The organism is Aminobacter aganoensis, assembly GCF_014206975.1.
Taxonomy (GTDB): Bacteria; Pseudomonadota; Alphaproteobacteria; order Rhizobiales; family Rhizobiaceae; genus Aminobacter; species Aminobacter aganoensis.
The window spans coordinates 132,849-146,616 of the sequence record NZ_JACHOU010000006.1; the positions used below are offsets into that span (position 1 = coordinate 132,849).

12 protein-coding genes are annotated in these 13,768 nt (G+C 65.6%); 5 read left to right on the top strand and 7 right to left on the bottom strand.

Annotation, left to right across the window (positions count from 1 at the left end; translation table 11 throughout):
- Positions 1-3: 3 nt before the first annotated feature.
- Entirely contained in the window at positions 4-1,101 is a 1,098-nt protein-coding gene (locus tag GGR00_RS14635; protein ID WP_055979603.1) for a nickel/cobalt transporter, read from the top strand.
- Positions 1,102-1,119: 18 nt separating this feature from the next.
- On the opposite strand, the gene GGR00_RS14640 is transcribed toward GGR00_RS14635, so the two are convergent.
- Positions 1,120-1,326, bottom strand: a complete 207-nt coding sequence (locus GGR00_RS14640) for a hypothetical protein (protein ID WP_055979606.1) — start codon at positions 1,324-1,326, stop codon at positions 1,120-1,122.
- Between the two features lie 155 nt (positions 1,327-1,481).
- Positions 1,482-2,165, bottom strand: coding sequence for a GNAT family N-acetyltransferase (locus GGR00_RS14645; RefSeq protein ID WP_055980250.1), 684 nt, complete (start codon positions 2,163-2,165; stop codon positions 1,482-1,484).
- A gap of 83 nt (positions 2,166-2,248) precedes the next feature.
- Between GGR00_RS14645 and GGR00_RS14650 the strand changes: the two genes are divergently transcribed.
- The gene (locus GGR00_RS14650; protein ID WP_055979609.1) at positions 2,249-3,433 is read left to right on the top strand and encodes a pyridoxal phosphate-dependent aminotransferase; all 1,185 of its coding nucleotides are present in this window, start codon (positions 2,249-2,251) and stop codon (positions 3,431-3,433) included.
- A gap of 9 nt (positions 3,434-3,442) precedes the next feature.
- On the opposite strand, the gene GGR00_RS14655 is transcribed toward GGR00_RS14650, so the two are convergent.
- The 3 genes from GGR00_RS14655 to trhO form a co-directional block, all read right to left on the bottom strand.
- The gene (locus GGR00_RS14655) at positions 3,443-4,198 is read right to left on the bottom strand and encodes an SDR family oxidoreductase (protein ID WP_055979612.1); all 756 of its coding nucleotides are present in this window, start codon (positions 4,196-4,198) and stop codon (positions 3,443-3,445) included.
- Between the two features lie 293 nt (positions 4,199-4,491).
- On the bottom strand, positions 4,492-5,241 hold the full coding sequence (locus GGR00_RS14660; protein ID WP_184699812.1) for a tellurite resistance TerB family protein: 750 nt from the start codon (positions 5,239-5,241) through the stop codon (positions 4,492-4,494).
- 102 nt (positions 5,242-5,343) lie between these two features.
- Entirely contained in the window at positions 5,344-6,273 is a 930-nt protein-coding gene (trhO, locus tag GGR00_RS14665; RefSeq protein WP_184699813.1) for an oxygen-dependent tRNA uridine(34) hydroxylase TrhO, read from the bottom strand.
- Between the two features lie 184 nt (positions 6,274-6,457).
- Between trhO and GGR00_RS14670 the strand changes: the two genes are divergently transcribed.
- On the top strand, positions 6,458-7,327 hold the full coding sequence (locus GGR00_RS14670) for an N-acetylmuramidase domain-containing protein (protein WP_184699814.1): 870 nt from the start codon (positions 6,458-6,460) through the stop codon (positions 7,325-7,327).
- A gap of 135 nt (positions 7,328-7,462) precedes the next feature.
- Positions 7,463-8,104: a 2-dehydro-3-deoxy-phosphogluconate aldolase gene (locus tag GGR00_RS14675; protein WP_055979621.1), complete on the top strand. Its 642-nt coding sequence runs from the start codon at positions 7,463-7,465 to the stop codon at positions 8,102-8,104.
- 72 nt (positions 8,105-8,176) lie between these two features.
- On the opposite strand, the gene GGR00_RS14680 is transcribed toward GGR00_RS14675, so the two are convergent.
- Together GGR00_RS14680 and GGR00_RS14685 are read right to left on the bottom strand one after the other, a co-directional pair.
- Positions 8,177-9,916: a peptidoglycan L,D-endopeptidase MepK gene (locus tag GGR00_RS14680; protein WP_184699815.1), complete on the bottom strand. Its 1,740-nt coding sequence runs from the start codon at positions 9,914-9,916 to the stop codon at positions 8,177-8,179.
- Positions 9,917-10,270: 354 nt separating this feature from the next.
- Positions 10,271-11,776: a sigma-54-dependent transcriptional regulator gene (locus GGR00_RS14685; protein WP_184699816.1), complete on the bottom strand. Its 1,506-nt coding sequence runs from the start codon at positions 11,774-11,776 to the stop codon at positions 10,271-10,273.
- A 166-nt stretch (positions 11,777-11,942) separates the two neighbouring features.
- Here GGR00_RS14685 and GGR00_RS14690 point away from each other — a divergent pair, with 166 nt between their 5' ends.
- Positions 11,943-13,754, top strand: coding sequence for a M3 family oligoendopeptidase (locus GGR00_RS14690; RefSeq protein ID WP_377865033.1), 1,812 nt, complete (start codon positions 11,943-11,945; stop codon positions 13,752-13,754).
- Positions 13,755-13,768 lie beyond the last annotated feature (14 nt).

The following is a 13,768-nucleotide window of genomic DNA, read 5'->3' on the forward strand; positions in this document are numbered from 1 at the left end:
GCCGTGAAGAAATTGACCGTCCGCGCGATCTTCGCCCTGCTGTTGATCAGCTACGTGCTCAGCCACTTCTTCACCGGCCACGCCCATGCCCAGAGCTCGCTCGGCATCGGCACCAACGAGGCCATCGCCCCGTCGACCGGGCTGTTTGCCGGCCTGCTCAACTGGATCAACGTCCACCAGCAGCAGTTCTACCGCTCGCTGACCGGCGCGCTGAAGGCGATGCGCGACGGCGAAGGCAGCGGCATCTGGCTGCTCGTCGGCCTGTCCTTCGCCTATGGCGTCTTCCACGCCGCCGGTCCCGGCCATGGCAAGGCGGTGATCTCGTCCTACATGCTGGCCAACGAGGTGGCGCTGAAGCGCGGCATCATGCTGTCCTTCGTCTCGGCCTTCCTGCAGGGCGTGACCGCGATCGTGCTGATGACGCTGGTGTTCCTCGTGCTGCGCGGCACCTCGGTGTCGATGACCAACGCCACCTGGTTCCTGGAAACGGTGAGCTACGCGCTGATCGCCGCCTTCGGCGCCTGGCTGCTCTGGCGCAAGCTGCGCCCGATGGTCCGCGGCCTGGCCGGCGCGGCCCCGGGCCACAGCCTGTCGGCGGCGCATGCCGGCCCTGCGCATGACCATGACCATGCCGACTGCGGCCACGATCATGGACATGACGGCCACGCGCATCACGGCCACAGCCACCATGGCCATGCCCACCACCATCACTATGCAGGCGAGGTCTGCGCCACCTGCGGCCATTCGCACGCGCCCGACCCGAAGATGCTGGAAGGCAGGCATTTCGACTGGCGCACCGCATGGTCGGCAGTGGCCGCAGTCGGCATCCGCCCCTGCTCCGGCGCGCTGATCGTGCTCAGCTTCGCCTTCCTCAACGGCCTGTGGGCCGGCGGCATCCTGTCGGTATTCGCCATGGCGCTGGGAACGGCGATCACCGTTTCGGCGCTCGCCGTGCTTGCGGTCACGGCCAAGAACTGGGCCGTCGCCATTGCCGGCGACGGGCGCGCCGGCAACCGCGTTCACAATGTCATCGAGATCGGCGGCGCCGCACTCGTCATGCTGCTCGGCCTGGTGCTGCTGGCAGCCAGCCTGAGCGCCTGACCCGGCCGGCCGGTCTGGTCAGAGGCCCTTCTTGCGCTGGCTGCGGCCGCGCAGCCAGAACACGCCGAAGAAGGCCAATACGAAGAACACCGCGATCACGCTCGCGGCCACCGTCGAATAGTTGCCGACGGCCAGCATGATCTTGGGCAGGAAATAGGCAAACAGGCCGAAGCCGCCCAGGAAGATGGCTGCGGCAATAGCGGAATTTCGCGTCTTGGTATCCATCGGCTATCGCCCCAGCTTCCTGATGTTGCCGGGTCCGGTCCCGGTGTGGCTTACCCCTCATAGCGCCAGCCGGCGCATCAGCCAACGCGCCAGGGACGGTTCCTTTGTCGCATGCCTGTTCCGAGCGAGCCCGCTGATTGCGGGCGCCGGTGCTCTCAGGCGCCGAACTCGGCTCGGAAATCCTCCAGCCGCCGTTTCTGCTGGCCCGCAGCATCGAAATTGGCCGGGTCGAGCCAGGCCTCGTAGGCCCGTCGCAATGTCGGCCATTCACTGTCGATGATCGAATACCAGGCTGTGTCGCGGTTTTCGCCTTTGGCGACCATGTGCTGGCGGAAGATGCCCTCGAACTTGAAGCCGAAGCGCTCGGCGGCACGCTTGGACGGCTCGTTGTTGTTGTTGCACTTCCATTCATAGCGGCGGTAGCCGAGGTCGAAGGCATAGAGCGCAAACAGGAACTGCGCCTCCGTAGCCGCCGGCTTGCGGGCGACGATGTCGCTCCAGTAGATGTTGCCGATCTCGATGACGCCATGGGCCGGATCGATGCGCATCAGCGTCTGGCGGCCTGCCATCCTGCCGCTCGCCTTGTCGATGACGACGAAAAACAGCGGGTCTTCGCTCGCCGCCGATTTGTCGAGCCAGGGCTGGAAGTCTGCGCGGCTCTGCGGCTTGGTGTCGAACAGCCAGCGGAAACGGCCTTCGGCATCCTGTGCCGTCGCCATCTCGTACAGGCGTTCGCCGTGTTTTGCCGCGTCAAGCGGCTCGAGGCGGACATAGCGCCCCTCAAGGTTGACGCGCTCGGGGCGCGGCCGCGGCTTCCAGTCCTGCAGGTTCTCGGACAAGGACGTCTCCAATTCGTTTGACATGGTCGCCCCAAGTCTCGCAAAAATCACCTGCCCCCAACAGAACCAGACGGACAGCCGGAATGCTCCACACGATTGCCGCCTTCGACCGCCTCGGCGAGGAAAATGCCTTTGCCGTATTGGCCCGTGCCACGGCCCTGCTCCACGAGGGGCGCGATATCGTCAACCTGGGCATCGGACAGCCCGACTTCCGCACGCCGGAACATATCGTCGAAGCGGCCATCAAGGCGCTGCGCGACGGCCACCACGGCTACACCCCCGCCAACGGGCTGCTGGCGACACGCGAGGCGGTGGTACGGCGAACGCTGGCCACCACCGGCGTCGAGGTTTCCCCGGAAAGCGTCATGATCATGCCCGGCGGCAAGCCGACGATGTTCGCCGCGATCCTGATGTTCGGCGAACCGGGGGCAGAGATCCTCTACCCCGACCCGGGCTTTCCCATCTACCGCTCGATGATCGAGTTCACCGGCGCGACCCCGGTTCCGGTGCCGATGCGCGAGGCCAACGGCTTTGCCTTCTCGGCCGAGGAGACGCTGTCGCTGATCACCCCGAAGACGCGGCTGCTGATCCTCAACTCGCCGGCCAACCCGACGGGCGGGGTGACCCCGCGCACCGAGATCGCCAAGCTAGTCAAGGGACTGGAAGCCCATCCCCACGTCGCGATCATGTCCGACGAGATCTACGACGTCATGACCTATGACGGCGAAAGCCACAGCTCGCTGCTCGCCTTCCCCGAGATCCGCGACCGGCTGATCATCCTCAACGGCTGGTCCAAGACCTGGGCGATGACCGGCTGGCGCATGGGCTGGTCGATCTGGCCGAACGGACCGCAGAGCGGCAATCTATACGACAAGGTACGCAAGCTGGCGGTCAACTGCTGGTCATGCGTCAACGCGCCGAGCCAGTATGCCGGCATCGCTGCGATCGACGGCCCGCAGGACGACGTCGACAGGATGATGCGCGCCTTCGACAGCCGCCGCCGCATCGTCGTCGAGGGGCTGAACGCCATCGACGGCATTTCCTGCATCTCACCCAAGGGCGCCTTCTACGCCTTCCCCAACATCGAAAAGACCGGCTGGAAGGCCAAGAAACTGGCATCTGCACTGCTCGAGGACGCCGGCGTGGCCCTGATCGGCGGCCCCGACTTCGGCATCCTGGGCGAAGGTTACATCAGGCTGTCCTACGCCAACTCGGAAGAGAACATCCTGCGCGCACTGGAGCGGATCGAGGCGTTCCTGGCGAAATAGGGCCGAGGCTCACCCGCGCCCGACATAGGGCATCTTGGTCGCCATCACGGTCATGAACAGCACGTTGGCGTCGAGCGGCAGGCCGGCCATGTAGACCACCGCCTCGGCGACGCGCTCGACGTCCATCACCGCTTCCGCGGCGATCGAGCCGTCGGCCTGCTGCACGCCGACAGTCATCGGCACGGCCATTTCGGTCAGCGCGTTGCCGATGTCGATCTGGCCGCAGGCGATGTCGAAGGGGCGCCCGTCGAGCGCCAGCGTCTTGGTCAGGCCGGTGATGGCGTGCTTGGTCGCGGTGTAGGGCACCGAACCGGGGCGCGGCGCATGGGCCGACACCGACCCGTTGTTGATGATGCGGCCGCCCATCGGCTCCTGCCTGCGCATCGCCGCAAACGCCGCGCGCGAGCACAGGAACGAGCCGGTCAGGTTGACCGCCACGACATCGTTCCAGGCCTCGACGGGAATCTCGTCGATGGTGGAGGCCTTGTAGCCCATGCCGGCATTGTTGAAGAGCAGGTCGACCCGCCCGAACGCCTCGGTGATGGTCTCGAACATGTCATCGACCTGATCGGGCCTGGTGACGTCGCAGACCGCGGCCAGGGCGCTGGCGTCGGTCTTGCCTGCGTCCGCTATCGCCGCATCGAGCGGCGCCTTGCTGCGGCCGCAGAAGACGGTGTTCCAGCCGTCCCTCAGCAGCGCGGTCGCCACCGCCTTGCCGATGCCCTTGCCGGCACCGGTGACCACTGCGACCCTGTTGCTTGCCATGATGAAGCTCCTCCATGCGCATGACCAATCGCCGGCGGACGATCATTTAGCGTCGACAATCTAGAGCGCCGACCCAGGCAAAACCAGATCGGGCGTCTCGATTGTAGCGATGGCGCAAAGGATGCGGGCACAGAAAAAGGGCGGTCATTGGCGACCGCCCAGTTTTTCATCGAACCGTGCTTGGGAGGAGGAGAGCCGATCCGAGTAAGAAAAGGATGCGCCTGCTCGGTTAACAAATCCTTAACGTGAAAAACGGCCTTTTAGCCGCTTTTCCCGGGCCTCCCGCCCGGCACCTACCAGCGTGGGTTGACCTGCGGATTGGCCGTTGCCTCGACCGGCACCTTGACGCTCGACACCGTCGCCTCGACATGGTCGACCAATGCGTCCGGCAGCTTCAGCCGGCCGGCGAGCAGGTCGAGATAGCCGCGTTCGGCGCGCGTGTCGGGATCGATGGCAAGGCGCGAGGCCGTGTAGAGCTCGACCTTCTGGGCGTCGGTCTGGGCTGCGGCGACGATCGAATCGAGATCCAGCGGCGCATCGAGCTCGGCCATCAGGAACTGCTCCGCCTCGGAACCGATGCCGGACAGGCTGAGCTTGTCGCCGATCTTCTTGCGCTCGTCGTCGTCGATATGGCCGTCGGCCTTGGCGGCGGCGATCATGGCGCGGATCAGGGTCAGCGCGAATTCAGTCTCGCCCTGGGGCGCCTGCGAGGGATGGAAGGAATTGTCGGCCGGCGGCGGCAAAAGCTGCGGCTCGGCTTTGGGGGCGGCGGCGGTCTGCTCGGGGGCATTGCCGGCCTTGTAGTTCTGGTAGGCCTTGTAGGCGAGGCCGCCGATGGCCGCGAGACCGCCGACCTTCAGCGCCGTACCCGTGACCTGGCGGCCGGCACCGGTCCCGAGCAGCACCGCGACCAGCGCACCGGCAGCAAGCGGATTGTCCTTGGCCAGCTGCGTCGCCTGTCCGGCCTTGTCGCGCACGGTGGAGCCGGTGCCAGGGATCTTGGAGCCGAGGAGATCGTCGAGCAGCTTCTTGGGGTCGAACATGGATGCCTCCGGTTGGAAATGTCGGTCGCCGAGAGGTAGGCGGACGATCGCGACATTACAATGACGCCGGCCAATTTGGCGATGCAATCCGGATACAGCCGTTCAACTGCCGATGTGAGGGGCGTCGCCGCGTTGTTCTGCCAGTTCTACTTGGCGGTGACGCTCGGCATAGCGGGCGCGATCCGCCTCGCTGCGGCTGTCGTGGCAATGCGGGCAGGAAACGCCCGACAGGAATTTCGGCGACTGCAATTCCTCGGGCATGAGCGGATGCCGGCAGGCACGGCAGAGCTCGGCCTCGCCGACGGCAAGGCCGTGCGCCACAGACACGCGCTCGTCGAAGACGAAGCACTCGCCCTGCCACAGGCTGTCCTCGGCCGGCACCTCCTCGAGATATCTGAGGATGCCGCCCTTGAGGTGGAACACCTCGTCGATGCCGAGCGACTTCACATAGGCCGTCGCCTTTTCGCAACGGATGCCGCCAGTGCAGAACATCGCCACCTTGCGGCCTTCGAGCTCGCTGCGATGGTTCTCGACCCAACCCGGGAACTCGCGGAAACTCTTGGTCTGCGGGTCGACCGCGCCGGAGAACGTGCCGATCGAAACCTCGTAGTCGTTGCGCGTGTCGACGACGATCGTGCCGGGGTCGGAAATGAGGGCGTTCCAGTCCTGCGGCTCGACATAGGCGCCGACGCTGGCGAGCGGGTCGATGCCCTCGACGCCCATGGTGACGATCTCGCTCTTCAGCCGCACCTTCATGCGGTGGAACGGCATTTCGCTCGCCGTGCTGTACTTGACTTCGAGACCGGCGAGTTCCGGCATCGCTTCGAGATGGGCGACCAGCTCGGCAATCGCCTCCTCGGTCCCGGCGACCGTGCCGTTGATGCCCTCGCGGGCCAGCAGCAGCGTGCCCTTGATGCCTTTGCCGCAGCAGAAGGCGGCAAGCGGGGCGCGCAGATCCTCGAAGCGCTCCAGCCGGCAGAAGCGGTAGAGGGCGGCGACGCGGTACTCGAAATGAGGCGTGGAAAGATTCATGGCGTGAGCCACTAGCGCTTCGCCTCATTTTTTTCAACGTGCAGCTGAAAGTGGAGCGATTACAGGCGGTTCCTGATTCGGGTCGGACGCGCACAGGAAAAAGGCGGGCGAAACCTCGGGCTGTCTTTTCCACGCCTGCCGAATTCCGGCGACAATGGTAGCGACGAAACGGAGAGTGTCGCGCATGTTCAGCAAGCAGACGGCCGATGAAATCGAGAAGGCGGCAAGCGAATTCGGGCTGGAGCCGGCCGCGCTGCTCGCCATTGCCGAGATCGAGAGCGCCGGCCAGGTCTTCGCCAGGGTCGACGGCCGCAACGAACCGCTGATCCGCTTCGAAGGGCACTATTTCGACCGCCGGCTTTCCGACGACAGGCAGGCAAGGGCACGCGCGGCGGGCCTGGCCTCGCCGACGGCCGGCGCCGTTGCCAACCCGCGCGGCCAGGCGGCGCGCTGGCAGATGCTCGAACAGGCGGCCGGCATCGACCACCAGGCCGCCCATGAATCGACATCGTGGGGCCTCGGGCAGGTGATGGGGGCCCACTGGCTGTGGCTCGGCTTCGACAATGTCGACGGGCTCGTCGCCGAGGCCCGCTCCGGGGCTGCCGGCCAGGCACGGCTGATGGCGCGCTACATCGACAAGGCCGGGCTCAAGGACGCGCTCAACGGCCATGACTGGGAAGCCGTCGGGCACGGCTACAACGGCCCTGGCTTCCGCAAGAACAACTACCATACCAAGCTGGCCGAAGCCTATCGCAGGCAGATCGACGGGCCGGCACCCGGCGACCTGACGATGCAGGTCGGCTCGCGCGGCGAACTGGTCACCGAATTGCAGGAAACGCTCGTCGCGCTGGGCTACCCCGTCGACACCGACGGCATCTATGGCCCGGGAACCGCGTCTGCGGTCAGGACGTTCCAGGCCGAGCACGGCCTTGCCGCCGACGGCATCGCCGGCGAACGCACGCAAGGCGCGATACGCACGGCCTTGCAGCCTGCGACCGGCGGGCTGTGGCCGGCGCTCAGATCCTGGCTGGCCGGGATTTTCGGTCGATCTTAGAAGGCTGGACCTGTATGACACGCAGAGCAGCCCAGACCTCCTGACGACACCCGGGCACCATGTCGCTGCAGGCTTCGTGGACTTGATCCGCCGGGTCTGTTAAATCGGTTGAAAATTGAGAACGGAGCGAGTGCCATGACCAGCAAAACCCAGAAACTGCTTGCGCTGCTGGATGGCCAGCCGGTCATTCCGGTGCTGAAGATCGAGCGTGCCGCCGATGCCGTGCCGCTGGCCCGCGCCCTGGCCCGCGGCGGCCTCCGGGCGATCGAGATCACCTTGCGGACCGACGAAGCGCTGGAATGCATCCGCCGCGTCGCCGCCGAGGTCGAGGACTGCATCGTCGGCGCCGGCACGATCCTCAACGCCCGCCATTTCGACGAGGCCGTTGCCGCCGGTTCGAAATTCATCGTCAGCCCCGGCCTGACCCGCGAACTGGCCGCCCATGCCGCCAAAAGCGACGTGCCGCTGTTGCCCGGCACCATCACCCCGGGCGAGATCATGGGCGCGCTCGAGGCCGGCCTCGACTTCCTGAAATTCTTCCCCGCCGAGCAGGCCGGCGGCGCGCCGTTCCTCAAGGCCCTCGCCTCGCCGATCGCCGACGTCAAGTTCTGCCCCACCGGCGGCATCTCGGCCAAGAACGCCAGGGACTATCTCAGCCTGCCGAACGTCGTCTGCGTCGGCGGCTCGTGGGTTGCCCCGGACGAGATGGTCAAGGCCGGCGACTGGGCCGGGATCGAGGCGCTGGCGGCGGAGGCCAACAAGCTGCGCAAGAGCTGACGCGCGGTCGCTGCAAACAAAAAAGCCGCGCTGGTTACCAGCGCGGCTTTTTTTGTTTGTCTCGTCGTCCGGTCAGTTGTTCTCGAAGCGAGCGACCGACAGGAACTTCACGGCGCTGCCGGAGAAGCGGTTGGCATCCGCCGACTGGCTGCCCTGCTGGAAGCCGGCCGTATAGACCTCCTTCGGCGCGGTGCGGACCATGTTGTAGGCAAAGCCCGGAGCCTTGGTGTTGGTCGTGACCGTCGTCACCTGCTCGCCGCTGCGCAGGGCCCAGCGTGCGGCATCGGGCGCTGCTGCGACCACGACGGCCTTGGGATCGGGCTTGGCTTCCTCGGCAACGGGACGCCCCGACTTGCGGGTGGTCTTGACGCTGCCGCCGATCGCCGCGGCCGGGTCCTGGCCCGCCGAAAGCGAGGCAATGGCATTCTTCGGCGTCGCAGCCTTGGGCGCGGCGGTGGCCACGACCTCGGGCTGGTCGAACACCGAGCGCTGCTCCGGCACCGGCGCGAGAGCTGCAACCTCGAACTCGTCGTCGGCAGCTTCCTCGGCTGGAATGTCGTCGGCCGCTGCGAGCGCCGCTTCCACCGTCATGTCCTGCGGACGGGCCGAAGGCAGCGGCGCGCCGCTTGCCACAGCCGGCATGTCGTCGGTGGAGGCGAGCGCCATCAGGACGTTCTGGTTCTCGGGCGCGAGCTCGGCCGGCGGATTGTAGCTGGGACGCCTGGTCGGCAGCGGCACATTGGCCGCGATCTGCTGTTCGACCGCGGTCGGCTGCTCGCCTTCGGCCAGCGGCGCGGATGCGGCGCCGAACGGCACGTTTTCTGCGGTCGCCATGCCGACTTCGGCCTGCGGCCGCGGCGCGATGCCGGGCAGCGGCACGCTGCGGGCGGGAAGTGCCGCGAGAATGGTCTCCGGCGCGTCCTCGGCAGGAGCCTCGTCGGCCATCTGCGGCAGTTCTGCCCGCTGAGCGTTTTCCGGCGCCACGATCTGGATGCCGGGCAGCGTCTTGGCAGCGGGAGCTTCGGCAACGGCCCTGGCGGTCGCCTTCGGCTTCGGCGCGACGGCGGCCACGGCGATTTCGCCGGTATCCTCTTCCTCGTCGGCACCGCCGCCACCAAACAGCGCGGCAAACAGGCCGCCGCTGCGCTTGGACGGCGACGACGAAGCGCTGGCAAGGACCATCTCGCCGCTCTTCTTGCGCGACTGATAGGAGGCCAGTGCCTGCTCGAAGCCGGGCAGCGGCTTGCCGTCGCTCGGCACGTGCAGCGTCTTGCCGGATGGGAACACAGCGACGAGTTCCTTGCGGCTCATGCGCGGCCAATGGCGCACATTGCCGACATCCATGTGGATGAAGGGCGAACCGGAGCGCGGATAGTAGCCGACGCCACCGGCCTGCACGCGCAGGCCCGAGTCACGCAGCTTCTTCAGCGGCACGCCGGGAATGAAGAAATCCATCGCCTTGCCGAGCATGTGCTGGCTTTTTTCGGCAACGCCGCTCGAACGGCTGCGCAGCAGCGAATTGGTCGCCGGCGAACGATAGGCCGACACGACATGGATGTAGTCGCGGCCGCCGGCGGAACGATAGGCCTCCCAGACCACGTCGAACAGTCGCGGGTCCATCTTGGTCGGCTCGTTGCGGCGCCAGTCGCGCAGGAACTGATTGAGCTTCTTGAGCCCGGCAGCGTCGTATCTGCCGTTGCGCTTGAACGTGATCTCAGCCCGCTCACCCGTATGGGTGTAATAAAGCTTGAGGGTCCGCGTTTCGGCGGAGGCTGTCGCTTGAGAAGCTGTCAGGAAACCAAACGTTAGCATCGCGGCCGTAAGCCACTTTTGCCAATTATTCGATTTCGAGCGACGCCCTTCGGTGTTCTCGATCCTGTTCAAATCAAAAGGCCCTGTTAGGCTGCCATCTGTCCCCGGATTTGAAGCCCGGACACTGTTACGGATTCGTGTCCGAATATCGATCCTAATGGTTAATCACTGCTTATTGAAGGCAAAATGCGGTAACACCATGGCGATATCCCAGCAAAAGGGAATCTCAGAATTTCATGGTAAACCGCTGGTTTATACGACAAAAATGTCGCTGAACAAATCCGCGCGCGGCCACAATTGGCTGCGTCCCGCAAGCGACACGCAAGCTTTAATTCCAGATCGGCGAGGAAAACATCACGACGCGAGTCGTTCGCTGCGACCGGTTTCCGGATCGATCCCGTATTCCTTGAGCTTGCGGTAGAGCGTCGAGCGGCCGATGCCCAGCCGCCGCGCCACTTCGCTCATCTGACCGTTGTAGTGCTCGATGGCGAGCCGGATCATCTCGAATTCCACGTCGGCCAGCGGACGGACATTGCCGCGCTCGTCGAGCGCCCGCAGCATGCCCGGACGCGGCTTTTCCGATACGGCGGCCAGCGGCGCGACCGGCGCGGGCCTGTCGGCTGGAAGATCCGCAAGCCCCTGCCTCGCCTGGCCGCCGAGGTCGACGACCCCTTCCACCTGGGCGCGGATCTGCGGGAACTCGTCCTCGGTCAGCACGTCGCCTTCGGAAAGAACGCAAGCGCGGAAAACGGCGTTCTCGAGTTGCCGGATGTTGCCCGGCCAGTCATAGGCCTGGAGCAGCGCCAGGGCATTTTCCGAGATCGCCGGGATCCTGCCATGCGCGCTCGCCGGTGCGACCCGCGAGATGAAATGGCCGACCAGGAGTGGAATGTCGTCGCGGCGGTCGCGCAGCGGCGGCACGAAGATCGGGTAGACGTTGAGGCGGTAGAACAGGTCCTCGCGGAACTTGCCGTCCTTGACCTGCTGCAACAGGTTGCGGTGCGTCGCCGAGATCAGCCGGATGTCGACCTTGACGGTGCTGCGGCCGCCCACCGGATCGACCTCGCCCTCCTGCACGGCGCGCAGCAGCTTGACCTGCACGTCGAGCGGCAAGTCGCCGATCTCGTCGAGGAACAGCGTGCCGTTGTTGGCCTCGACGAACTTGCCCGGATGCTTTTCCGTCGCGCCGGTGAACGAACCCTTCTCGTGGCCGAACAGGATACTCTCGACGAGATTGTCGGGAATGGCGCCGCAATTGACGGTGACGAAGGGTTTCGAGCGGCGGTCGCCCGAGCCCTGGATGGCGCGGGCGACGAGTTCCTTGCCGACGCCGGATTCGCCCTCGATCAGAATCGGGATGTTCGATGCCGCAGCCTTCTGGCCAAGCCGGATGACCCGGTCCATGGACGGGCTTCTGGTGATCATGTCGCGGAAGGTGAGCAGCCCGCCGCTGCGGCGGGCCGTGCGCCGAACCGTATTTTCGACTGCTTCCACCTTGAGCGCGTTGGCGATCGCCGCCTGGAGCTTTTCCGGGGATGCCGGCTTGACGACGAAGTCGAAGGCGCCGTTGCGCATCGCCGACACCACCGTGTCGATGCCGCCCTGCGCGGTCTGGACGATGACCGGAAGCGTGATGTCGCGTTCACGCATCGCCTTGAGCACACCGATCCCGTCGAGCCCGGGCATCGACAGGTCGAGGATGAGCGCACCGATCTCGCCGCCGCGCGCGCCGTCGAGCATCCGCAAAGCAGCCTCGCCGCCGTCGACGGCGATCGCGGTATGGCCAAATTTCGTCACCGCGGCGTCGACCAGGCGACGTTGGACGGGATCGTCATCGACTATAAGAATCGAACCTGCCATGAATGTCCGGTATATGCCCGTAGCTGCTGATTGGATGTGGATCATCCTGGCACAGGGTTCTAAATAAGGTTTCAAAAAAGCCGGTGAACGAATCCCTTAGGATTTGAATCGACTGGCCCAGGGACGTGAAAAGGAAGACGCAATGCGTTGGAATTCCGGGCAAGAGATGTCAGCCACCGCTTCCGCCAGGGGCGCGGCGGGGTTTGGCGAGTTGCCCGAATGGGATCTCGCCGACCTGTATGCCGGCATGGACGCGCCCGAGCTCGCACGCGATCTCGACAAGGCGTCAGTCGATGCGGTGGCTTTCGAGGCGCGCTGGAAAGGCACCCTGGCCATCGAGGCCGAACGGGGCGCGGCCGGCAAGCTCGGCCAGGCCATGCAGACCTACGAGGCGCTGGAGGAACTGGTCGGGCGCGTCGTCTCCTATGCCGGGCTCGTCTATGCCGGCGACACCTCCGACCCCAAGCGCGCGAAACTTTACGGCGACGTCCAGGAAAAGATGACCGATGCCAGCGCGCATTTGCTGTTCTTCGCGCTCGAACTCAACCTCGTCGACGACGCGCTGATCCTCAAGGCGCTCGATGCCGATCCTGAATTCGGCCACTACCGGCCCTGGGTGCTCGACCTCAGGAAGGACAAGCCCTACCAGCTCGAGGATCGCGTCGAGCAGCTGTTCCACGAAAAGTCGATCACCGGGCGCGGCGCCTGGAACCGCCTCTTCGACGAGACGATGACCGACCTGCGTTTCGACATCGGCGGCGAGGAACTGACGCTGGAACCGGCGCTGAACAAGCTGCAGGACCCCGATGGCGAGGTGCGCAAGGCAGCCTCCGATGCGCTGGCCGCGACGTTCCGCAAGAACCTGCGCGTCTTCACGCTGATCACCAACACCCTGTCCAAGGACAAGGAGATTTCCGACCGCTGGCGCGGCTTCGAGGACATCGCCGATTCCCGCCACCTCGCCAACCGGGTCGAGCGCGAGGTCGTCGACGCGTTGGCCGCCGCCGTGCGCGAGGCCTATCCGCGCCTGTCGCATCGCTATTACGCGATGAAGGCCAAGTGGCTCGGCACCGATGTGATGAACCACTGGGACCGCAACGCCCCGCTGCCCGAGACGCCGCAGGCGGTCATCGGCTGGGACGAGGCCAAGGACACGGTGCTGACCGCCTATCAGCGTTTCTCGCCGGAAATGGCCGAGATCGCCCGCTCGTTCTTCGACCGCCGCTGGATCGATGCGCCGGTGCGACCCGGCAAGGCGCCCGGCGCCTTCGCCCATCCGACAGTGCCGTCGGCGCATCCCTACGTGCTGCTCAACTACATGGGCAAGCCGCGCGACGTCATGACCCTTGCCCACGAGCTCGGCCACGGCGTGCACCAGGTGCTAGCCGGCGGCCAGGGCGCGCTGATGGCCTCGACGCCGCTGACGCTGGCCGAAACGGCAAGCGTGTTCGGCGAGATGCTGACCTTCCGCTCGCTGCTCGAACGCACCACCGACAATCGCGAGCGCAAGGCGATGCTGGCCCAGAAGGTCGAGGACATGATCAACACGGTCGTGCGCCAGATCGCCTTCTACGAGTTCGAGCGCAAGGTGCATTCCGAGCGCAAGAACGGCGAGCTGACCTCCGACCAGCTCGGCCAGTTCTGGCTCGAGGTGCAGGCCGAGAGCCTGGGGCCCGCGATCAAGTTGCGCGACGGCTACGAGGTGTTCTGGTCCTACATCCCGCACTTCATCCATTCGCCGTTCTACGTCTATGCCTACGCCTTCGGCGACTGCCTGGTGAACTCGCTCTACGCGGTCTACCAGAATGCCGAGCGCGGTTTTCAGGACAAATATTTCGAGATGCTGCGCGCCGGCGGCACCAAGCATCATTCCGAACTCCTGAAGCCGTTCGGGCTCGATGCCACCGATCCCGCCTTCTGGCAGAAGGGGCTTGCCGTGATCAGCAACCTCATCGACGAACTGGAAGCGCCGGACTGAGCCCGGTTCTATCG

What these genes read in the sequence shown, in the direction of transcription:
- GGR00_RS14640 (WP_055979606.1), bottom strand. Translation starts at nt 1,326, where the DNA reads ATGGATACCAAGACGCGAAATTCCGCTATTGCCGCAGCCATCTTCCTG.
- GGR00_RS14650 (WP_055979609.1), top strand. Translation starts at nt 2,249, where the DNA reads ATGCTCCACACGATTGCCGCCTTCGACCGCCTCGGCGAGGAAAATGCC.
- GGR00_RS14655 (WP_055979612.1), bottom strand. Translation starts at nt 4,198, where the DNA reads ATGGCAAGCAACAGGGTCGCAGTGGTCACCGGTGCCGGCAAGGGCATC.
- GGR00_RS14660 (WP_184699812.1), bottom strand. Translation starts at nt 5,241, where the DNA reads ATGTTCGACCCCAAGAAGCTGCTCGACGATCTCCTCGGCTCCAAGATC.
- trhO (WP_184699813.1), bottom strand. Translation starts at nt 6,273, where the DNA reads ATGAATCTTTCCACGCCTCATTTCGAGTACCGCGTCGCCGCCCTCTAC.
- GGR00_RS14670 (WP_184699814.1), top strand. Translation starts at nt 6,458, where the DNA reads ATGTTCAGCAAGCAGACGGCCGATGAAATCGAGAAGGCGGCAAGCGAA.
- GGR00_RS14675 (WP_055979621.1), top strand. Translation starts at nt 7,463, where the DNA reads ATGACCAGCAAAACCCAGAAACTGCTTGCGCTGCTGGATGGCCAGCCG.
- GGR00_RS14680 (WP_184699815.1), bottom strand. Translation starts at nt 9,916, where the DNA reads ATGCTAACGTTTGGTTTCCTGACAGCTTCTCAAGCGACAGCCTCCGCC.
- GGR00_RS14685 (WP_184699816.1), bottom strand. Translation starts at nt 11,776, where the DNA reads ATGGCAGGTTCGATTCTTATAGTCGATGACGATCCCGTCCAACGTCGC.
- GGR00_RS14690 (WP_377865033.1), top strand. Translation starts at nt 11,943, where the DNA reads ATGTCAGCCACCGCTTCCGCCAGGGGCGCGGCGGGGTTTGGCGAGTTG.